This is a genomic window from Trinickia dinghuensis (assembly GCF_003367175.1).
Taxonomy (GTDB): Bacteria; Pseudomonadota; Gammaproteobacteria; order Burkholderiales; family Burkholderiaceae; genus Trinickia; species Trinickia dinghuensis.
Genome location: NZ_QRGA01000001.1, coordinates 515,624 through 534,916, shown reverse-complemented (window position 1 = coordinate 534,916; position 19,293 = coordinate 515,624). Strand labels below are relative to the sequence as shown.

At 61.8% G+C, this 19,293-nt stretch carries 20 protein-coding genes and 1 pseudogene; 15 read left to right on the top strand and 6 right to left on the bottom strand.

The genetic code is table 11. The features are described from left to right. Positions 1-7 precede the first annotated feature (7 nt). Positions 8-1,312, bottom strand: a complete 1,305-nt coding sequence (locus DWV00_RS02370; RefSeq protein ID WP_115532236.1) for a CitMHS family transporter — start codon at positions 1,310-1,312, stop codon at positions 8-10. Between the two features lie 99 nt (positions 1,313-1,411). Here DWV00_RS02370 and DWV00_RS02365 point away from each other — a divergent pair, with 99 nt between their 5' ends. Next, positions 1,412-2,296: a LysR family transcriptional regulator gene (locus DWV00_RS02365; protein WP_115531901.1), complete on the top strand. Its 885-nt coding sequence runs from the start codon at positions 1,412-1,414 to the stop codon at positions 2,294-2,296. A gap of 274 nt (positions 2,297-2,570) precedes the next feature. Here the strand turns inward: DWV00_RS02365 and DWV00_RS02360 are convergent, their stop codons facing one another. Further along, positions 2,571-3,473, bottom strand: coding sequence for a cupin domain-containing protein (locus DWV00_RS02360; protein ID WP_115531900.1), 903 nt, complete (start codon positions 3,471-3,473; stop codon positions 2,571-2,573). 113 nt (positions 3,474-3,586) lie between these two features. Between DWV00_RS02360 and DWV00_RS02355 the strand changes: the two genes are divergently transcribed. Both DWV00_RS02355 and DWV00_RS02350 read left to right on the top strand, forming a co-directional pair. Further along, on the top strand, positions 3,587-3,952 hold the full coding sequence (locus DWV00_RS02355; RefSeq protein ID WP_115532235.1) for a nuclear transport factor 2 family protein: 366 nt from the start codon (positions 3,587-3,589) through the stop codon (positions 3,950-3,952). A gap of 229 nt (positions 3,953-4,181) precedes the next feature. Then, positions 4,182-4,637, top strand: coding sequence for a hypothetical protein (locus tag DWV00_RS02350; RefSeq protein ID WP_147297819.1), 456 nt, complete (start codon positions 4,182-4,184; stop codon positions 4,635-4,637). Here the strand turns inward: DWV00_RS02350 and DWV00_RS02345 are convergent. Continuing rightward, the gene (locus DWV00_RS02345; RefSeq protein WP_115531898.1) at positions 4,634-5,122 is read right to left on the bottom strand and encodes an NUDIX domain-containing protein; all 489 of its coding nucleotides are present in this window, start codon (positions 5,120-5,122) and stop codon (positions 4,634-4,636) included. The two genes, DWV00_RS02350 and DWV00_RS02345, sit on opposite strands and share 4 nt — an antisense overlap. Positions 5,123-5,186: 64 nt before the next feature. Beyond that, positions 5,187-5,351 carry a hypothetical protein gene (locus DWV00_RS33885; RefSeq protein WP_181885324.1) on the bottom strand — a complete coding sequence of 55 codons (165 nt, stop codon included), beginning with the start codon at positions 5,349-5,351 and terminating at the stop codon, positions 5,187-5,189. Positions 5,352-5,691: 340 nt separating this feature from the next. On the opposite strand from DWV00_RS33885, the pseudogene DWV00_RS34450 reads away from it, so the two are divergent. The 4 genes and pseudogenes from DWV00_RS34450 to DWV00_RS33880 form a co-directional block, all read left to right on the top strand. Continuing rightward, positions 5,692-5,865: pseudogene (locus tag DWV00_RS34450) on the top strand (SDR family NAD(P)-dependent oxidoreductase); the annotation flags it as partial. A 64-nt stretch (positions 5,866-5,929) separates the two neighbouring features. Continuing rightward, complete coding sequence (locus tag DWV00_RS02330; protein WP_181885354.1) at positions 5,930-6,541, top strand: hypothetical protein; 612 nt, start codon at positions 5,930-5,932, stop codon at positions 6,539-6,541. A gap of 117 nt (positions 6,542-6,658) precedes the next feature. Continuing rightward, a complete protein-coding gene (locus DWV00_RS02325) occupies positions 6,659-6,919 on the top strand; it encodes a hypothetical protein (protein ID WP_115531896.1) in 261 nt (86 codons plus the stop codon). Between the two features lie 210 nt (positions 6,920-7,129). After that, complete coding sequence (locus tag DWV00_RS33880) at positions 7,130-7,303, top strand: hypothetical protein (RefSeq protein WP_181885322.1); 174 nt, start codon at positions 7,130-7,132, stop codon at positions 7,301-7,303. Here DWV00_RS33880 and DWV00_RS02320 read toward each other — a convergent pair. Next, positions 7,300-8,010, bottom strand: coding sequence for a TetR/AcrR family transcriptional regulator (locus DWV00_RS02320; protein ID WP_115532234.1), 711 nt, complete (start codon positions 8,008-8,010; stop codon positions 7,300-7,302). The two genes, DWV00_RS33880 and DWV00_RS02320, sit on opposite strands and share 4 nt — an antisense overlap. Before the next feature lie 178 nt (positions 8,011-8,188). Here DWV00_RS02320 and DWV00_RS02315 point away from each other — a divergent pair, with 178 nt between their 5' ends. The 3 genes from DWV00_RS02315 (at position 8,189) to mhpA (ending at position 11,798) form a co-directional block, all read left to right on the top strand. Then, a complete protein-coding gene (locus DWV00_RS02315; protein ID WP_115531895.1) occupies positions 8,189-9,037 on the top strand; it encodes a fumarylacetoacetate hydrolase family protein in 849 nt (282 codons plus the stop codon). Positions 9,038-9,096: 59 nt separating this feature from the next. Further along, entirely contained in the window at positions 9,097-10,071 is a 975-nt protein-coding gene (locus DWV00_RS02310; RefSeq protein ID WP_115532233.1) for a VOC family protein, read from the top strand. A gap of 83 nt (positions 10,072-10,154) precedes the next feature. Continuing rightward, positions 10,155-11,798, top strand: coding sequence for a bifunctional 3-(3-hydroxy-phenyl)propionate/3-hydroxycinnamic acid hydroxylase MhpA (mhpA, locus tag DWV00_RS02305; RefSeq protein WP_115531894.1), 1,644 nt, complete (start codon positions 10,155-10,157; stop codon positions 11,796-11,798). A gap of 45 nt (positions 11,799-11,843) precedes the next feature. Here mhpA and DWV00_RS02300 read toward each other — a convergent pair whose 3' ends face one another. Then, the gene (locus tag DWV00_RS02300; protein WP_115531893.1) at positions 11,844-12,740 is read right to left on the bottom strand and encodes a LysR family transcriptional regulator; all 897 of its coding nucleotides are present in this window, start codon (positions 12,738-12,740) and stop codon (positions 11,844-11,846) included. Between the two features lie 215 nt (positions 12,741-12,955). Here DWV00_RS02300 and DWV00_RS02295 point away from each other — a divergent pair, with 215 nt between their 5' ends. From DWV00_RS02295 to DWV00_RS02275, 5 genes are all read left to right on the top strand, one after another. Then, positions 12,956-13,531, top strand: a complete 576-nt coding sequence (locus DWV00_RS02295) for a nuclear transport factor 2 family protein (protein WP_115531892.1) — start codon at positions 12,956-12,958, stop codon at positions 13,529-13,531. Next, entirely contained in the window at positions 13,528-14,658 is a 1,131-nt protein-coding gene (locus DWV00_RS02290) for a methyl-accepting chemotaxis protein (RefSeq protein ID WP_115531891.1), read from the top strand. Before DWV00_RS02295 ends, DWV00_RS02290 begins: the two co-directional genes overlap by 4 nt. Positions 14,659-15,102: 444 nt before the next feature. Further along, positions 15,103-16,464 (top strand): MFS transporter, encoded by a 1,362-nt coding sequence (locus DWV00_RS02285; protein ID WP_115531890.1) that lies wholly within the window; start codon positions 15,103-15,105, stop codon positions 16,462-16,464. Between the two features lie 42 nt (positions 16,465-16,506). Then, positions 16,507-17,649, top strand: coding sequence for a porin (locus tag DWV00_RS02280; protein ID WP_115531889.1), 1,143 nt, complete (start codon positions 16,507-16,509; stop codon positions 17,647-17,649). A 120-nt stretch (positions 17,650-17,769) separates the two neighbouring features. Further along, positions 17,770-19,284, top strand: coding sequence for a carboxylesterase/lipase family protein (locus tag DWV00_RS02275; protein WP_115531888.1), 1,515 nt, complete (start codon positions 17,770-17,772; stop codon positions 19,282-19,284). The last annotated feature ends 9 nt before the right edge of the window (positions 19,285-19,293 follow it).

The following is a 19,293-nucleotide window of genomic DNA, read 5'->3' as shown; positions in this document are numbered from 1 at the left end:
GAAATGCTCAAATAGAAAAGATACCGAGCACGACGCATGCGATCGTCATGACGATCGACGCCCCGAACAGCAGCGGGAAGGTGAACTTCTGATGCTCGGCAAGATCGATGCCGCACAGGCCGACAACGAGAAACGTCGCGGGTGTCAGCGGACTGACGGGAAAGCCGGTTGTCATCTGGCCGAGCAGCGCTGCCTGACCGATATCGACGGCGGGTACGCCGAGCTGACCTGCCACTGCGGCAATGACGGGCAGCACGCCGAAATAGAACGAATCGGGATCGAACAACAAGCTCAGCGGCATCGACAGGACGCCCAGCGCGACCGGAATGTGGCTCGCCATCGACGGCGGAACGAATCCCACGGCCGCCTGCGCCATCGCCTTCAGCATGCCGCTGCCCTGCATGATCCCCGTGAACACGCCGGCCGCCAGCAGAATGCCTGCCATCATCAGCGCGGCGCGGGCATGTGCGTCGATGCGTTGCCTTTGCATGTCGACGTTGGGATAGTTCACCAGCAGTGCGATGCACAGCCCGACCATGAACATGATCGCCGGCGGAATCTTCTCGCCCATCACGACCATCGTGCCGAGGACGACCAACGTGAGTACGATGTTGAACCAGAAGTTGCGCGGTCTGCGCAGTGCCTGCTCCTCCGGTGTCAACTCACGCTTCGGCACGGCGATTTCACCCGTTTGCGTGACTACCCCGAGACGCTTCTCTTCGCGTCGCCCGAGCCAATAGGCCGCACCGAACACGAACACGAGCCCGATGATCTGTACGGGGATGAGCGGATCGAAGAGTGCGGAAACGGGCAGATGCAGCGACGCCGATGCGCGAATCATCGGTCCGGTCCACGGTAGGAAGTTGATGCCCGCCGCCATCGACGCGGCGGCGGCCAGCACGCGCTTGTCCATGTGCAGGCGCTCATAGAGCGGCAGCATGGCCGGGATGGTGACGAGAAAGCAGACGGCGCCCGACCCGTCCAAGTGGATCAGCAAAGCAAGCAGCGTCGTACCCATCACGATGCGCGTGGGCCGCGTGCCGACCGTGCGCAGAATGCGGTCGATGATCGGGTCAAGGGTGCCTGCATCGGTGATCACGCCGAAGTACAGAATCGCGAACACGAACATGCCCACTACCGGCGCGAGGCTCTTCAAGCCGTCGACCACGAACTTGCTCGTGTGCAAGCCGAAGCCGCCGATCAGCGAGGCCGCGATCGGCACGACGATAAGTGCCACGAGCGGCGACATCCGCTTCGAAAGGATGGCGCCGAGCAATACGGCGATCGTCAGAAGCCCCAGTAACGGCAGCATGGCCATGTCTCCAATCTTGTCTTTTGAGGCCTTTGAGCGTAAGTTCGGCGTGTCAATTACACAATTGAAATAATGTGATCGCAGCAATCAATAATCGTTATGGATCTGAACCTTCGTGAAATCCGCGCGTTCGTCACCGTGGCGGACGCGGGCAACTTCACACGCGCCGCGGCGCAACTGCATTTGTCGCAGCCGGCGTTGACCGTGCAAATTAGGCGTCTCGAGGAAAACGTCGGCGCGCGCCTGTTCGATCGAAATAGCCGCAGCGTGGCCCTCACGCAGACAGGCCGCGAACTATTGCCGCTCCTGCGCCGCTCGCTCGACGATATGGAAAGAGTGCTGCGCGACGCGCGCGCGCTAGGCGAAGGCGTGAGCGGCACCGTCCGGCTTGCTTGTCTGCCGACGTTCGCGGCTAGCGTGCTGCCCGATCTGATTCGCACGTTCCGCGAGCACGTGCCGCGCGCGGGCTTCCAGATTCGCGATGCGGTCGCGAGCACCGTCGTCGAACTCGTGCGAAACGAGGAGGCCGATATCGGGGTGACCGGCGGCGATGTGATCGATGCATCGCTCGAGGTGCTCCACAGTGGATCGGATCGGCTAGTGGTCGTATGCCCGAAAACCCATCCGCTTGCCCGCAAGAAGCGCATCGCGGTGGTGGACCTGGCTCGCTCGCCGCTCGTGCTGACCGCGTCCGGCACCAGCGTGCGGACGGTCGTGGACACGGCGCTCGCCGCCGCCGGATGCACGCTGGAGGTGGCGTGCGAGCCGACCTACATGATGACGGCCGTCGCGATGGTGCGCGGTGGCCTCGGCGTCACGATCCTGCCGGCCACCGCGCGCGAGGTGCTTGCGGAGCCCGACCTCGTTGCTCGTCCTATCGACGATCCCGCTTTCGTGCGGGCCACGGCACTCGTGAAAAAGCGCGGCCGTACGCTGCCACGTATTACCGAGGCGTTCATCGAATTGTTCTTGAGGCGGGCGTAGCAATCTCTGAGCGCGCATGGCGCGCGGCAGTGGTGACGGGCAATGCCACGCGCACGCTAGTGCGCCATTGGCGCATGCTCTGCGAGGCCTCGGCGATCGATGAATGATCCGGCCGGAGTGTGAAGGACCTAGTGGATAATGTTCAACATAGTGAACGTTAAGCGAGTTTTCCCGCATAACGTACTAAATATGGAACATTAGTTGTGCTGCCGCACGGTTGCTTCGCAACGACGGTGGCCGCTTGACGCCGGCCTGTGAGCGGAGGTGCGCCGGCTTATTTGAGCCTCTCGCGCCGATACTGAACCGGCGAGATTCCACGCGTCATCTTGAACGCGCGGCTGAAGGAAAACTCCGACTGGTATCCAACGCGCGATGCGATATCGCGAAGCCGCAGATCCGTCTGCTCGAGCAGTTGAGCGGCAATCCCCATGCGCCAGCGCGTCAGATAGCTGTGCGGCGGTTCACCGACCGAATGGCTGAAGTGGCGGGCGAACGCAGCGCGGGACAAACCCGCTTCCTTGGCCAATTCGTCGAGCGTCCATGGGCGCTCGGGTGCTTCATGCATGCGCGCGAGAACCCGAGTCATGTGCGGCGAGCGCAGCGCCGAGAACCAATCGTTCGCCGTAGATTGAGCGCTCGCCCAATCACGGATGAAGTAGACGAACAGCGACGAGATCAGGTTCCGAACCACGATCTGATTCCCGAAGTTCGGCGTCTCTACTTCATCCCGGAGCATGCGAAGCGTGTCGCTTAGCGGAGAGCATCCGGGGGCCATTCCGGCGCGCAGAGAGACCGCCGGTGGCAGCGCGCGCAAAGCGGGCAGCGCGAGGTGCCGATCCACGTCGAACTGGCCGCAAATCAGCGTGGTGGCCTTTGGGCCTTGATCGACGACACCGTCGCGCATGGCCAGGAACGCTTCCAGCGGCATGGCCTTGCCACGCCGAGAACGCGCCATTTCATGCGCGCCGCCGCGCGGCAATAGGATCATGTCGCCAGCCTGCAATTCGATGGTTTCGGTCTCGGGTTGGCGTACGAAAGCGCGTCCTTCGGCCACGAAGTGAAACACCACGGCATCGCGAGGCTGCACTTCGAATCCCCAGGGACCCGCCACACGCGTGCGCACCAGCACCAGGCCGTCCGCACGGACCGCTTTCAACCAACCGTTCAAGGCATTCATGAACTGATCCTAGCAGGATGAGACGATTTGCCATGTTTTAGCGCAGTTCGGGTATGGATCATCTTCGACAGAACGTATTCAATGAGATGGTACAAAACCCAAAGGCGAAAATCATGAACCGGGATCACGTCCTGCATGTAATCAACACGATCTACGAGAAGGTATTCAACGAGGGCCGGGCGGATTTGTATCCGGCCTTCGTGAGCGGACCGTACATTCAGCACAATCCGCTGTTCCCGAACGGGCTCGACGGCATCTTGGGCTACATCAAGCAGGCCGGGCGTATTCCCTGCGAGGTCAAACGCGTTGCGATAGATGGCGATCTCGCATTTGTGCATGTACGCTACCTGGAATGGGCCGGTCAAGAGACCGCGGGGGTCGACATCTTCCGTTTCGATGCCGACGGCAAGGTCGTGGAGCATTGGGACGTGCTACAGCCGGTCCCGGCTGCTTCCCAGAATGCCAACACGATGTTCTAGGCCCCCGCGAATGTCGCGCGGATCGAACGACGATTGACCACGCCCATTTACGCTCGAACGAAGGAGAGTCGACGATGAGTGCATTGCTCGAACAGGCAGTCGAGGCGCACGGAGGGATTGCGAATTGGAGGAAGCGTCGCGCCGTTTCCGCCCGGCTCGATATCGGCGGTGCCATATGGCAAGTGAAGGGGCAGCCGATATGTTCCGAGGCATAGAGCTGGAAGCGGACTTGAGGACGCAACGCCTCGTGATGACATCGCATTCCGGCGGCTGGCAAAGCCAGTTCATGCCGGATCGGGTGCGGATCGAATCGCTAAAGGGAGATTGGACCGAAGAGCGCCAGGCGCCACGGACATCGTATGCGGACCATACCCAGCAGACCCAATGGGACCGCCTGCACGCGTTGTACTTTTGCAGTTACGCGCTCTGGAGCTACCTGACCATTCCTTTTCTCTACACCTACCCAGGCTTCCACACGGAAGTGCTGCCCGAATGGGAAGAAAGCGGAGAGGTGTGGCAACGGCTAAAGGTGACGTTTCCGGACTCGATCGCGAGCCATAGCCGGGAGCAGGTCTCCTATTTCGGTGAGGATGGCTTGCTGCGCCGCCACGATTACACGGTGGACGTGCTGGGCGGCGCGCCGGGTGGCTCGAATGGTCAGACGAGAACATGCGCCTGGAACTAAGCGCCGCGATCTCTGCCGAGATAGGCGGCAACCGCCCCTGTCAAAGCGATGCTGCCCAATTCCTCCGGCGACGCAAGGCGCGCGACGACGATCTCGCGATTGTCGAGCATCAATTCCGGCAGGCTGTCGAGGTGCAACTCAAAGAAGTGCACCCGGTCTACTCGCCCGTCCCAAACACCGCTGACACTGCCTTTGGGAAGCAATGGATGCGGCGGGAGACCGATCTCCTCCTTCATTTCGCGCTGCGCCGCTGCATCAGGCGTCTCTCCGGGCTCGATACTCCCGCCGGGAAGGCCCCACCCGGAGCGGTACGATGGCTTGAGCAGCAACAACGCCTGCCCGACGTAGATGGCTACTAGCGCGCCCTCATGGTGAGGCCGCCGAATATGCCACCAGACGCGAGCCAGCCGAAATCCGACGCGAAGCCCTACGCGCCAGACAGCGTCGATAAGCCTAGCCGCTCGCGCTCGCTCAAGACTCGGCATGCGGTCTCTCCTTTCGGTTCGTCATTCGAGGATGTTCCGGTTCGCCGTTGCCATCCGCGGCTGACTAATGTTTCAGAAATCGCAGATAGAAGGCCAAGAACACCAGGACGATGCCGACGTTCGCCATCAGCCGTTCCCAGAATCGGTGTTTGAAGAACAGCACATCCACAGCGACGATCACGACTACCAACGCCGCGACGAACAACACGTGCGATGTGCTTCTTGTCATTTCGATCACCCGTTCAAATAGGCGGAGGCCGAAGCGGCGGCTGCCTTCAGCGTGGGAATATGTGCGCTCATCAGCCGGTCGGGCCACAGCCGAGGAAGACTCGACGTGTGCGGCAACGTGTGTTGTCCCAAGTCGCTCGGCAATCGAAACGGGACGCGCTGTAATACGGGTTTCATTCCAGGGCGTTTATCTAACGCGATCTTGCAATTTATCCGGTTTGTCAGGCCGCTACAAGATAGACATCCTTCTCGCCCTGCGGGAGCATCGCGTCTCGCGAGCGGGTGTGTCGGCTGCGCCGACAACCGGTCGCTGTCTCACCATCACATGGATGGTTCGCCGAATGAACACAGTCTCGCAGGCCCCGTTGATTCTGATAACCGGTGGAGGCCGTGGCGTAGGCGCGGCGACTGCGCGGCTTGCCGCCGCACAGGGCTACGACGTCGCGATCAGTTTCGTCTCCAACGAGTCAGCCGCGCTCGCGGTGGCGGCGGACGTGGAAGCTGCCGGGCGCCGAGGCTTCCTTCATCACCGGCACGTTCCTCGATGTCACGGGAGGCAAGTGATAGCGATTGAACCTAATGGTTTTCCAAACGGAGGGCGCATATACTCCGGCCCAGATCGTGATGAAAGCAATACAAGTTGCTTTCTATGTCTTTATGCGATCAATACAAATTCCTTTCGATTGGCGATTTGCTAGGAAATTGAATCATAAAATTTTAATAGTGCATGAATTCGGGGAAAAGCAATTGAAGAAGCTTCTGGTATTGTCCGGTCTTTTGTTGGCGTCTGCGTTGGCTCATGCGGATTGCCAAATCGGAACCTCTTTTTATACGCCGCAAACTAAGGCTGCGGTGATGAGTCATGGATGGGTTTTTAAAAATGCCGGGGTCGTGTGCGATAAGTTGCATCAGGCCGGAGCCAAGATATCGGTTATGGGCATGGCAAGCCCCGTTGCCGGTAGAACGGTTGCGTGGGCTGTCTTGACCGTCGAGGACAGGGCTACCGGGATCGTCGTTGAAGATTTTTCCTCCGCTGAAATCGAGGTAAGCAAGGGTGTCGACGCGGATGGGGGCACGGAATTGCTTTCTTCCACCATCAACGCGGCAGCCAATCGCTGGGTCGAGCTTGATTCCGCCCTGCAAGCCTTGGATCAAAAGCGAAAGCAGCTCGGGATCGCGCAGGCACATTAAGCGCCGTCATGAGTTTCGGTCGGCGTGAAGCGTCACGGCGATTTCATTGGTTGAGCGTGGGGATGAATGTCGTCATGACATCGTCCCGATCGCTCGTCTGTATGTTGAGGAGGAGTGATGGCTGGCCCGCGTAAAGCTCGAAAGTTGCGTGTGTTTTTTGCGTCGATCTTTGATTTCGTCACGATCTTTTGGATAGCAGGATACGTGATCTCCGGCTTGATGGGGGGACGCACCGATGGTGGGTTCTCGCTGAAAGGGACGTCGGCTCTTATCCTTTTCGCCGTGGTCATCGTATATTTTGTCGTATGCCACAAGTTTTTCCGTGGGGCCATTTGGCGGCACATCTTCCGCGTTCCGCTCGAAAGAGAGGCGGCATGATCGGTTGAACGCGGCCGGTCGTAAGCGGTTCGGAGCGGCCGGTCGCTATAGCTTCAATAGACGTTTTGTCGATGGTAGCGAGCGGCCTGCGGCATTTATAGGTCGCGTCCTGATTCGACGTCCCCGCGGATCCATCGATCACGTAATGCGGAAAACGCTCGAAACGCGTTTGCGGACCCGGACTCCCCAGTCGACGCTCCAGCCTCGTGAATGGGCATCAACCCCATCGGCGCGATCGTTGCGGCCGAGGTATACGGCCTCAAGGTGCCGGTTGTCTGTCTCGAGTCTTCGGCCTTCGATGAAGTTGCGTCAGCCTCAGCGGCGATTCTCATCGAGGCCGATGAAGAAAACGGCGAGGCACGCGTTCGATTCGATCGCAGCTAGGCGAGCGGATCGGCAGGGGGCGCGTCGGCCTCGCTCTGGCGTCGAACCCGTTGAAAAATAAGCCCTTGGGGCTCCGGACATTCGGCGATCGGCGCCCACGCAATGGCGCGCGCTTCTTCCTCGTCGAGCCCGAACGCCTGCAATAGCGCATACATCGATTGTTCCGCGTAATCCTCTGGCGCCTCGCCGGAAAGCAGCGTTTCGATGCCATAGACGATCGAGCCGAGCGCAACGTCGCGCGCCACCGTCAGGTGACCCACTCGGAACCGGCCCGATTCGATCGCCGTTTGCAGGTCGCGCGTCAGGTATTCGTCCAGAAGACGGCCCCGGGAGCCGCGCCGCGTGCCGACGCGCGTGATGAACGCGCCCCAGAGCGGATAGCGCTTCGCCATCCCCATATACAGCCGCGAGCCGACCACCACACGGTGAGCAGGATCGTCCACTTGCTGAACCAGGGGATCGATCACGGCCAAGACTTCATCGCTCGTCTCGCCCGCAACGGCCGACAGCAACTCCCCCGTGGTCCTGAAATAGTTATAGAAGGTGCCCCGCGCGACCCCGGCGGCGGCGATGAAGTCGTCGATCATGGGGGCATCGGGGCCCTTTTCGGCAAACACGGCCAGCGCGCTTTCGAGCAGGCGGTTGCGGGTCTTTTCGCGGCGCAAGGCGCCGACGCGGCTCTGGTAGTTCTCTGGCTGATCTTTCATCTCGTTCAATCGTGCGGTGCCCATTTCAATCGCAACGTGCGCTACCGCCACGTGCGGGTTTGCCCTATCTCCCTTCTAGTTGACGATTTTATCAAATCGACTAGAATTCAGAATTGACAAATATGTCAAATCTGCTCGAGAGCGTTCGGGCCTGTTTGTTAACGGCAAGGGAGATGCAATGCGGCTGGTCAGTTTCGAATGGTATGGCAAGGCGACGCTTGGCGTGCGCGACGGAGCGCACGTGCGTGTCATCGGCCGAGAATCGCTGGAGGCTTTGCTGGCCCGCGGCGTCGATCTCGCCGAATACGTCAACGCTCAAGCCGCGCAGGAGCGTCTTTTGGCGAGCGACTTGAAGTTGTTGCCGCCGCTGCAGCGCCCTCCGAAAATCATCTGCGTCGGACTGAACTTCGCGGACCACACGTCCGAAAGCAAATACGAGCAGCCCGACTACCCGACGTTGTTTTTCCGTGTCGCGACGAGCCTCGTCGCGCATGAGCAACCGATGATTCGTCCGCGCGTCGCGGATTCGGAGGGGCTCGACTACGAGGGCGAGATCGCGGTGGTCATCGGCAAGGGCGGTCGTCACATCAGCAAGGCCGACGCGCTATCGCACGTAGCGGGTTATTCGATTTTCAACGATGGGTCCGTGCGCGAATACCAGTTCAAGACGCCGCAATGGACGGTCGGAAAAAACTTCGACGGCACGGGCGCGTTCGGTCCGGACTTGGTGACGGCCGACGAGCTTCCGCCCGGCGTAAAGGGCTTGCGGCTCGAAACCCGGCTCAACGGAGAAGTCGTCCAATCGGCGAGCACGGACGAAATGGTGTTCGACGTGCAGAGCCTCATCAGCATCATCAGTGAAGCGATCACGCTCGAAGCGGCGGATGTCATCGTCTCCGGCACGCCTTCGGGTATCGGGTGGGCGCGCAGCCCGAAGCTTTTGATGAAAGCCGGCGATGTGTGCGAAGTCAGCGTCGAGAAGATCGGCACGCTGAGGAACGTCATCGCGGACGAGGCCGCCGGCTGATCGAAACGATAACCGCGGGCCGGATTCACGACTGGCCCGCCGACATATGGATGGAGACGATGATGTTTAACTCGGCAACCGCTTCAGCGGGCGCGAGTGTTCATTCGATCGATCACTTTGCGCTCAACGTCCCCTCGATCGCCGATGCGGAGAAATTCTTTCGTGCGTTTGGATTAGACGTTTCGCGGGCGGGTGCGAACGCACAAGAGCTGGAGCTCGCGGCAGGCGACGGTCACCGCTGGGCCCGCATTCTGCCGTCCTCGACGAAGTGTCTCGCGTGGTTGAGCTTCAATTGCTTCGAAGCGGATTTCGGCGCGTTGCGCGAGCAAATCGCCAGCGCCGGCGGCGCGATTCAAAGCGGGCCGGTACCCGATCCCGAAGGGTTTTGGTTTTCCGATCCGGACGGCAATCTCATTCAGGTCAAAATCGGCCCGAAGACCAGCCCGTCTTCCAAGCGTCAATCCGTGGTGACCGGCGGCGCGGCGGACGAGCGCGGCTCGCACACGCGGGCGGAATCGAAAACGGTGCGACCGCGTCGTTTGTCGCACGTGCTGCTCTTTACGCCCGATGTGCCTCGCGCCCTAGACTTTTACTGCAAGGCGTTGGGCCTGCGTCTGTCCGACCGGTCGAGGGACATCATTGCATTCACGCATGCGCCTCATGGCAGCGATCACCATCTGGTTGCCTTCGCGAAAAGCGCCGCGCGCGGCTGGCACCATTCGGCGTGGGACGTAGACGACGTCAACAAGGTCGGCGAGGGCGCGTCGCAGATGTCCGCGGCCGGCTACACGAAAGGATGGGGCACGGGCCGTCACGTACTCGGCTCGAACTATTTTCACTACGTCGAGGATCCTTGGGGTTCCTTCTGCGAATACTCCGCGGACATCGATTTCGTGTCGCCCGGTCATCCGTGGCCGGCGGGCGATTTCGCACCGGAAGATTCTTTGTATCTCTGGGGGCCGCCCGTTCCCGGAAATTTCATTCATAACACCGAAGCGCCAACCGAAGCCGCGGATATGACGCCGCGACGCTGATCCCTTTCCTTACCCGTTACGCACTGGATGGCTGCCGTTTCGCGGCGCCAGGGCGCAACTCGCACTTTCGCAGGCGGACTCAAATGAGAGACCAGACTATTTTCGATGTCGTCGTCATCGGCTACGGCCCCGTCGGGCAATCGCTGTCCATTTTGCTGGGAGAGCGCGGCTACGACGTCGCCGTGTTCGAGCGCTGGCCCTCGTTGTATCCGCTGCCGCGCGCCGTATTCCACGACCACGAGATTCGCCGAGTCTTCCACGCGATGGGAATCGGCGGGGAGGTCGCCGCGATTTCGCAGCCCTCGGCGCGCTATCAGTGGTTCAACGCCGACTGGAAGACGCTCGTCGAAATCGACTGGTCGGCCGAGTCGATCAGCGATGGCCCGGTCGGTTACTTGTTCAATCAGCCTTCGCTCGAAGCCCTGTTGGACCGGAAAGCCAAGTCGCTGGGCAGCGTTTCCGTCAATCAGGGCTGGGAAGCGATTCAGTTGCGCGAGCTTCCCGACTATTGCGAGGTCACGCTCAAACGTAGCGAAATGGAGAACGGCGTGTGGGTTTCGTCCGGCGAGACACGCACGGTACGCGCCCGCTATGTCGTCGGTGCCGATGGCGCCAATAGCTTCGTGCGCAAGGCGATGGGGATCGCATTCGAGGATCTTGGCTTCCAGGAAGATTGGCTCGTCATCGACCTGAAACCGCACGAGGGCGTGAAGCTCGATGTGCCCGATATCGGCCAGTGGTGCAACCCGGCGCGTCCTACGACCATGGTGCCGGGTGGACCCGGCTATCGCCGTTGGGAATTCATGCGCCTGCCGCACGAAACGCGGGAGGAAATGCAAAAGCCCGAGAAAGTATGGGAGCTGCTGTCCAAGTGGGTCACCCCCGACCAGGCGACGCTCGTGCGCTATGCGCTGTACACGTTCCGCTCCCTGCTCGCTGAAAAATGGCGCGAAGGACGGGTATTGCTCGCCGGCGACGCCGCGCATCAGATGCCGCCGTTCATGGGTCAAGGCATGTGCTCGGGGCTGCGTGACGTATGGAATCTCATTTGGCGCTTCGATCTGATCTTCAAGGGCATCGCCTCGCCGGATCTGCTCGACGGCTATACGCCCGAGCGGCGTCCTCAAGTTCGCGCCGTGATCGATGCGTCGATTGCAATGGGGAAAGTTGTCTGCACCTCGAACGCCGAGGAAGCGGCCCGGCGCGATCAGGCGTACCTGTCGGGCAGCGTGCCGCCGCTGCCGCCGTTCCCGGGATTGACCGACGGCCTGATCGAAACCGCTCAGAACTCGGCGAGCGGGGGAATCGGCGGTTTGCTCAGCGTTCATGGGCAGATCGAGAACGACGGCGAGGTCATGCGCTACGACGATGCGATCCCCAACGGTTTCCACGTGATCGCGCTCGATGCCGATCCCGAGCGATATCTCGATGCTTCTTCCCGCGCGCTGCTTGCGCGGATTGGGGCGCAAACGGTTGGCGTGACGTGCGACGAGAGCCAAGCCGTTGCCGGCCGCGTTCTGCTCGATGCGAGCGGGAAATACCGAGCCTTCATGGCGGAGCACGGAGCGGCTGCGATGATCGTGCGCCCCGATTACTACGTGTTCGGCGCGGTCGGGGCGCTGACCGATTTGCCGAGACTCGTCCATGCGCTCGCGTCGCGGCTTGCGCTCGCCGAAGAGACCGATGGCGGCGCGGCACATGTGCAGAGGGTGGAAGCCCGAGCCTAACCGCGGCCCGGCAGAGTCGGCGGCCGGGCAGGCCCCGGCCGCCGACTACTGGCGTAGCGTTTCCGCGACGAGCGCCCGGAACCATCGATGACCCGCGTCGTTGTGGTACCGGGCATGCCAAAACTGTTGCACGGTGACGTCTTCCAGCGGCAATGGCAACGGAAAGACATCGACCGCGGCGAGCCGAGAAAAGAGGGCGGCCAGCTCTTCCGGAACGATTGCGATGTAGTCGGAATTGGCGACGAGGCCGGGCACCGCGAGGATGTATGGCACGTCCACGCCGACCTTGAGTTTCTTTCCATGCCGCCTCAATTCCTTCTCGAGCAATCGATTGGTCAGCGCCAACGTGGACGACACGACGTGCCGGCTTTCCATGAAGCGTTCAGGCGACATCTTGACGGTCTTGCGCGCTTTGCCGCCCCGAATGATTCCCACAAGCGGCCGCGTAAACAGCGACTGCTGATGGAGATTTTCTCCTAGCCGTCCTAGATAGCCTATGGCGAGGTCGACGTCGCCGTCCTGTAGCGCCGAGGCCAGCTCCATCGACGGGACCTGAAGCGGCCGCAGCGTTGCATTAGGCGCCGCCTTGTGAAGCGCGGCAAGCAGCTTCGGCAGCAGGACGATCACACCCATATCGCTGAGGCACACGGTGAACGTTCGGGTCGTGGTCGCGGCCTCGAAAGACTTTACCTGCCAGATCTCCTGCCTGGCGATGGCGAGCGCGCGGTGCGTGCCTTCGATGACCTTCTCCCCGACCGGCGTCGGGGCCATGACCGAACCCGCCCGCACGAACAGATCGTCCTGGAACGTCTCGCGCAAACGTCCGAGCGCATGGCTGACCGCGGGTTGCGTCAGGCCAAGGCGATCGGCCGCGCGCGACACGCTGCGTTCGGCATCGAGCGCTTCGATGACATACAAGGCGTTCAAATCCGGTTGTTCCATGTCATGAATTCCATTCATATTGCGTATGAAAATCATTGTATAGACTTATACCGGGACGGGGTATAACTTCGCACACATGAAATTTTCCGCGTTCATCCGGATGGCTTCTCGACGGGGCGCCGGGACGGTTTGCGGCGACCGATCGTCGAGTGAAAACGGTGCGGGAGCCGGTTTTTGTTATGGAGGGACCCAGGGTCCCCAGAAGGAATCTTTTTATGTCGATGCAGGTGGAAGATCGTATTCAAATTGCCGATCTCATCACGGGCTGGATCCATCGGGATCTGGGCGAATGGGACAAGCTTCGAGATTTGTTTCATCCGGACGGGGAGATCGAGGTCACGTGGTTCGAGGGGCGGTTTGCCGATTTCGTCGATGGCTCCATGCGTATGGGCGCGTCGTCTCTCAAGACGAAGCACCTGATCGGCACACCCGTCGTCACATGCCGAGAAGACAAGGCGCTCGTCGAAACCAACGCCGTCATCGTCGGCGATAACGCGGATCTGGGGCTGGGCTGCATGGTGCATAACCGGTTTTTCGACAAGATCGAGCGCCGCGATGGCGTCTGGAAGCTCGTCAAGCGGCAGAGCATTTACGACATGGGGTCGTTCACGTTTCCCGCAGGGCTCGTGGATATCGAGCATGGTGTCGCGGCGAAGTACCCATCGGAGTACGCGGCGCTGGGATACGTGCTCGAGAAGAGCGGTTTTCCGGTGAAGCGCGTGTTCGCGACGCGCGGCAGCGAGCTTGAGAAGGAAATGAAAGCAGAGGCGCTTCGGTGGCTCGACGCATGAGTCGATTCGTACCGAGCATCAAAGTTCGGCTGCGCATCGCATTCGGTGTGCCGGCGTTGCTGACGCTCGCCGCAGCTTCGGTCTTCATGTTGCGGTTCAATCAGGGTGCGGACGCCAATACGGCATATTTTCGCTGGTTCGTTCCCCCGCTCCTGCTGAGCAGCGTAGCGATCTTGATCTACAGCTATTTTCGTCTCGCGAGCATCGTTGCCGACGGACTCGGTCGTCAGAGTCGCGGCTTCCAGTATCTGTCGGAATCGCTCGATCTCACCAAACGCTCCGCGGCGCGCCGCATGGATGAGTTCGGCCGAGGGGCGGTCTGGTTCGATCGATTCATGGACCGACTCGAGCATACCGTGGTGACCGTGCGCGATTCGATGGAGCATGTCGGTACGGCTGCACGCGAGATCGCAGCTGGAAATAGCGATTTGTCGTCGCGCACCGAAATGCAGGCCGCGTCGCTCGAGCAGACGTCGGCGCAGATGGCCGAGTTGACGGAGATCGTGCGCCGCAACAGCGACAATGCTCGTCAGGCAAGCGGCCTCGCGGAGAGCGCCGCGTCGATCGCCGAGGCCGGCAATGAAGCGGTGCAAGGCATGGTGCGCACGATCGAGAAGATCAGCGGGGAATCGAGCACGATCTCCGAGATCACCGGCATCATCGACGGGATCGCGTTTCAGACGAATATCCTTGCACTGAATGCGGCGGTCGAAGCCGCCCGCGCGGGCGAACTCGGGCGCGGCTTCGCCGTGGTCGCGAGCGAGGTCCGCAGTCTTGCTCAGCGCTCGTCGGCGGCCGCGAAGGACATCAAGGCATTGATCGAGCAGTCGAGCGCCACGGTGCGGCAAGGCGCATCGCAAGTCGCCGACGCCGGAGAAACGATCGATCGGGTCAAGCAATCGATCGCGCGGGTCGCGGCGATCGTGAGCGAGATTGCTCATGCTTCCCAACGGCAGAGCCAAGGCATCGAGCAGGTTGCGTGCGCCGTCACTCAGATGGACGAAGTCACGCAGCAGAACGCCGCGCTGGTCGAGCAGGCTGCGGCGGCGGCCCACTCGCTCGACGCGCAAGTGGAAAGGGTGCGCAGCACCTGCTCCGAGTTCAAGGTCAAAGGACGCTCGGAATAACCGGACGTTCGACGGCGACGCAACGCTTCTCTTTCTCTCTCTCCCACACGTACTGCTGCGCGATGCGTTCGATCGCAAGATCGAATGCATCGCGCAGCTATCGCTGCATCCAGCGCAAGCCTCCCTTCGCGTAAGCAAATAAACGTAAAGACCGTTGCCGGAGCGTCATCGGGAGTTTCCCCAGGACGTGCGGCGCCGTGAGGCGCGTCGCGCGTGCCGATGTTCGGCCAATGACACGCCGCGGCCCTTACCCATAGCCGGATCCGCAAAAGGCGTCGCCGCCGGGCATGGAATGAATGCACCGAATTCATTATCGATATGAATCGTATTGCATGGATTTATAGACGCCCGCGCCATATCTTCGGTGCACAGCAGCTCCACGGTACGACCACCGCCACTCGCTGCGTAGAACGACCCACCTCATAACAAGCATCGGAGACATTCATGCATGCAGATGCGAAGGCGCACGTCGCCGCGCGCGCCCAGCCCAATCGGCTCGCGGCAATCCAGATCGTCACACTTGTGCTTTGCTTCCTCGTCGTGGCGGCCGACGGTTTCGACGTCGCGTGCGTCAGCTACGTCGCGCCGCTCTTGAAGAAGGTGTGGTCGCTGACGCCGGCGGCGTTGGGGCCCATTTTTGCCGCCGGTCTTTTCGGTCTCACGGTCGGCAGCTTCGTATTCGGCCCGCTTGCGGACCGGATCGGCCGCAAGCGCGTGATCGTCCTGTCGCTGGCGCTGTTCGGCATCGGCAGTCTCGCTTGCACAGCGGCGCCGTCGCTGGGATGGCTGATCGCGCTGCGCTTTTTGACCGGCGCGGGACTCGGCGGTGCGATGCCGAATGCCATCACGCTGTCGTCGGAATTCGCTCCGCCGCGTAACCGTTCTCTGCTCGTGACATTGATGTTTTGCGGCTTCACGCTCGGCCTTGCCTTCGGCGGCGCGGTGGCATCGGTGTTGATTCCGTTGTTCGGCTGGCAGGGCGTCTTTGCGTTCGGCGGCCTGTTTCCGCTCGTGCTGGTGCCGTGCATTTGGCTTTGGCTGCCCGAATCGCTGCGCTTCATGGCCGGCAAGCCGCGTTACGCAGATGAGGCCCAGCGGGTCACGAAGCGTCTTGGCGACGCGGCGCACGAACTCTTGCACGACGGCCGGTCCGAGGCGGGGAGCGTCCCGGCAGCGCAGCGCGAGCGTGTGGTCGCGATGCTGTTCAGCGCGAAGTATCGCGCCGGCACGGTGCTGCTTTGGCTTGCGTTCTTCTGCACGCTCTGGGTCTGGTACCAAATCAGTAGTTGGCTGCCGCTCATCGTGACCGGCGCCGGCATCGACCCCGTCCACGCCGCGCGGGTGGGCGCCATGATGCCCCTCGGCGGCACGATCGGTTCGCTGGTCAACGCCCGGCTGATGGACCGCCTCAACCCGTTTCTCGTGCTCGCCGGTTCTTACGCGATTGCCGCGGCTGCCGTCGCTGCGATCGGCATGTCGATCCACATGCCGTCGCTGATTTATTGGTCGGTTTTCGTCGCCGGATATGGACTGTCCGGTGCACAGACCGCGGCAAACGTGCTGGTGGCCGGCTTCTATGCCACTGCGGCTCGCGCAACCGGCGTCAGTTGGGCATTGGGTGTCGGCCGTATCGGTTCGATCTTCGGTTCGATGACGGGCGGCGCCGTTCTCGCGCTGTTCGGCGCCGTCCAACCCGCATTCATCGCATTCGCGGTGCCGGTAGTGATCGCCGGCGCGGCGATGGTCGTCGCCGGCTTTATCTATCCGCGTGGAAATAGCGATGCGCGCGTTTCGGCGGCTCGCTAATCACCTAATCGTTCATCCATAAAAATGAAGGGGAATGGAGACATGAAGTTTCGTTTGTTGACGTTGGCCGGTGTTGCCGCCGGCATGCATCTGGGCGTTGCATCGGCGCAAAGCAGCGTTACCTTGTACGGGATCTTGGATACCGGCATCGAGATGGTGACGCATGCCGACGCAGCGGGAGACCGAGTCGTGCGCATGCCGGGCCTGACGGGTTCGATGCCTTCGCGCTGGGGATTGCGCGGCAAGGAAGATCTGGGTGGCGGCCTCGCGACGATCTTCACGCTCGAAAACGGCTTCAACACGCGCGCCGGCGACATCAACCAGGGCGGACGCCTTTTCGGGCGCCAGGCGTGGGTGGGATTGTCGAGTCCATACGGTGCGCTGACGTTCGGCCGTCAATACACGATGACGTTGTGGGCGATCGTCGACTCGGACATCCTCGGCCCCGACATCTATGGCGGTGTCGGCTCGTTCGACGCTTATGTGCCCAACTCGCGCAGCGACAACACGATCGCCTACAAGGGCACGTTCGACGGATTCACGGCCGGCGCGACCTGGTCGTTCGGCCGCGATTCGGCCGGCACCGGCAACTCGCCGGGGCAGGGGACCTGCGCGGGCTCGCTGCCGGGCAACGCCGAGGCTTGCCGGCAGTGGTCGGTCATGCTGCGTTACGACGCCGCCAACTTCGGCATGGCGAGCGCCTACGACGAACAGCGCGGCGGGCCCGGTGCAGCGGCCAACATCTTTAACGGGGCCGCGCCGTTTCCTCTGACGTCGAGCGGCGACAAGGATGTGCGGATGCAGCTCAACGGCTACTACAAGCTCGGCGCATTCAAGGTGGGCGGAGGGTGGCTCGGCCGTCACGTCGAAACCATGTCGCCCGGCGTGCCCGACGTGCGCACGAACACCTGGTACCTCACCGCCAGCTACTTCGTTACGCCGGCCGCGATCGTGGACGGCGGCGCATATCGGACCATCGACTCGGAACAGGACACGCGCGGCACGATCGCCACGCTGCGCGGCACCTATTTGCTCTCCAAGGCGACATCGGTCTACCTGCAGACCGCGTATCTCTTCAACAGCGCCAAGGCGAAATACACCTTGAGCCAAGGCGGACCGGGCGCGACGCCGGCAGCGGGCGCGGGTCAACTGGGTTTGATGGTGGGCCTTCGCCACAGCTTCTAGGCGGATGGTGAAGTGGGGCAGTTCCTCATTCCTTCAACTGGGACAAACTAGATCATGAGAAGACATAGCGCAAAGCGGTGGTTGGCCGCGGGCGTCGCTTTATCCGCGTTGGCAGGATCGATGTCTGCATTAGCGGCGAGTGCCGGTACCGGTAGCATCGCGATGACTCAGTCCGGCGAAATCATGGGCAACGCACCGGATGCATCGGGCGTTGCGAGCTACAAGGGCATTCCCTATGCCGCTCCGCCGGTGGGGCCGCTTCGCTGGCGCGAACCGCAGCCGGTTCAGCCGTGGACGGGCGTGCGCGATGCGACGCAGTACGGGCATACCTGTTGGCAAGGAACGGCGTTTGGGCCGGTGGACAACAGCCAGGCGAGCGAGGATTGCCTGACCGTCAATGTGTGGACCGCAGCGAAGGGGCCGGGTGCGCGTCTCCCGGTGATGGTCTGGCTGCACGGCGGCGGCTTTCAGTTCGGGACCTCCGGCGACCCGCGTTGGGAAGGCGAAAATCTCGCGGCGAAAGGCGTCGTCGTCGTCTCGGTCAATTACAGGCTCGGCGTACTCGGCTTTCTCGCTAGAACCGATCTCGACCGGGAGGCACCCGGTCATTCGTCCGGCATGTACGGCATCGAGGACATGATCGCGGCGTTGCGATGGGTCAAGGCAAACGCGACCGCATTCGGCGGCGATCCCGGCAACGTGACCGTGTTCGGCGAATCGGCGGGCGCTCACGCCGTCGGCATCTTGATGGCTTCTCCGATGACGGCGGGACTCTTCTCGAAGGCGATCGCAGAAAGCGGTGCGTTTTGGGAAACGCCTAAAGGCGTGATGGCGAGCCATGCCGCGGCCGTGCAGGTCGGCGCGCAGCTCGGCGCGGCATCGGGGCCGCAGACGATCGCCTCGCTTCGCGCTATGTCGGCGGCGCAGGTCATGGCCGATCCGACCGAGCCTGCGTATAGTCCGAGCGTCGATGGCTTCGTGCTGCCCGCAGACCCTGAAAGCCGCTTCGCTCAGGGGCTGCAGCGCGCCGTGCCGCTGCTCGAAGGTCAAAACGCCGATGAAGGCACGATCTTCGCCGCAACGTCCGGCATACCCGGCGATTCGGCGAGCGACTTCATTTCCGCGGCGACCAACGCATTCGGCGCTTCGAACATCGACCGCTTCTTGCAGCTCTATCCGGCCGCCAGCGACGCACAGGCCAAGCAGTCTCAGGTGTTGCTCAGCGGGGATCTGGTGATCGCATCGCAGACCTGGCAAATGGCGAACCTGCAGTTGAAAAGCGGGCACCAGCCCGTCTATTCCTATTACTTCAGCCAGACGTCCGCCTACAATCCGCTGCCGATCCACGTTTCGGAAGTTCCATACGTGTTCGGCAATCTGGTGCCGAACGGCCATGGCGCGCCCGACGCAACGGACGTTGCGCTGTCGAATGCCATGTCGTCGTACTGGACGAACTTCGCGAAAACCGGCAATCCGAACGGAGCGGGGTTGCCGGGTTGGCCGGCCTATACCGGCGCGGGCGGCACGGTGATGGGCCTGGCTACGCCGTTGCAGCAGCAAGCGGAGGTAGGGACCGCACGGTTCCAGTTTCTGAATAGCTTCCGGACGCCGGGCAATCTCGGTTTTCATTTCTAGTGCGTAAAG

What these genes read in the sequence shown, in the direction of transcription:
- DWV00_RS02370 (WP_115532236.1), bottom strand. Translation starts at nt 1,312, where the DNA reads ATGCTGCCGTTACTGGGGCTTCTGACGATCGCCGTATTGCTCGGCGCC.
- DWV00_RS02365 (WP_115531901.1), top strand. Translation starts at nt 1,412, where the DNA reads ATGGATCTGAACCTTCGTGAAATCCGCGCGTTCGTCACCGTGGCGGAC.
- DWV00_RS02360 (WP_115531900.1), bottom strand. Translation starts at nt 3,473, where the DNA reads ATGAATGCCTTGAACGGTTGGTTGAAAGCGGTCCGTGCGGACGGCCTG.
- DWV00_RS02355 (WP_115532235.1), top strand. Translation starts at nt 3,587, where the DNA reads ATGAACCGGGATCACGTCCTGCATGTAATCAACACGATCTACGAGAAG.
- DWV00_RS02345 (WP_115531898.1), bottom strand. Translation starts at nt 5,122, where the DNA reads ATGCCGAGTCTTGAGCGAGCGCGAGCGGCTAGGCTTATCGACGCTGTC.
- DWV00_RS33885 (WP_181885324.1), bottom strand. Translation starts at nt 5,351, where the DNA reads ATGACAAGAAGCACATCGCACGTGTTGTTCGTCGCGGCGTTGGTAGTC.
- DWV00_RS02330 (WP_181885354.1), top strand. Translation starts at nt 5,930, where the DNA reads ATGGTTTTCCAAACGGAGGGCGCATATACTCCGGCCCAGATCGTGATG.
- DWV00_RS02325 (WP_115531896.1), top strand. Translation starts at nt 6,659, where the DNA reads ATGGCTGGCCCGCGTAAAGCTCGAAAGTTGCGTGTGTTTTTTGCGTCG.
- DWV00_RS33880 (WP_181885322.1), top strand. Translation starts at nt 7,130, where the DNA reads ATGGGCATCAACCCCATCGGCGCGATCGTTGCGGCCGAGGTATACGGC.
- DWV00_RS02320 (WP_115532234.1), bottom strand. Translation starts at nt 8,010, where the DNA reads ATGAAAGATCAGCCAGAGAACTACCAGAGCCGCGTCGGCGCCTTGCGC.
- DWV00_RS02315 (WP_115531895.1), top strand. Translation starts at nt 8,189, where the DNA reads ATGCGGCTGGTCAGTTTCGAATGGTATGGCAAGGCGACGCTTGGCGTG.
- DWV00_RS02310 (WP_115532233.1), top strand. Translation starts at nt 9,097, where the DNA reads ATGATGTTTAACTCGGCAACCGCTTCAGCGGGCGCGAGTGTTCATTCG.
- mhpA (WP_115531894.1), top strand. Translation starts at nt 10,155, where the DNA reads ATGAGAGACCAGACTATTTTCGATGTCGTCGTCATCGGCTACGGCCCC.
- DWV00_RS02300 (WP_115531893.1), bottom strand. Translation starts at nt 12,740, where the DNA reads ATGGAACAACCGGATTTGAACGCCTTGTATGTCATCGAAGCGCTCGAT.
- DWV00_RS02295 (WP_115531892.1), top strand. Translation starts at nt 12,956, where the DNA reads ATGTCGATGCAGGTGGAAGATCGTATTCAAATTGCCGATCTCATCACG.
- DWV00_RS02290 (WP_115531891.1), top strand. Translation starts at nt 13,528, where the DNA reads ATGAGTCGATTCGTACCGAGCATCAAAGTTCGGCTGCGCATCGCATTC.
- DWV00_RS02285 (WP_115531890.1), top strand. Translation starts at nt 15,103, where the DNA reads ATGCATGCAGATGCGAAGGCGCACGTCGCCGCGCGCGCCCAGCCCAAT.
- DWV00_RS02280 (WP_115531889.1), top strand. Translation starts at nt 16,507, where the DNA reads ATGAAGTTTCGTTTGTTGACGTTGGCCGGTGTTGCCGCCGGCATGCAT.
- DWV00_RS02275 (WP_115531888.1), top strand. Translation starts at nt 17,770, where the DNA reads ATGTCTGCATTAGCGGCGAGTGCCGGTACCGGTAGCATCGCGATGACT.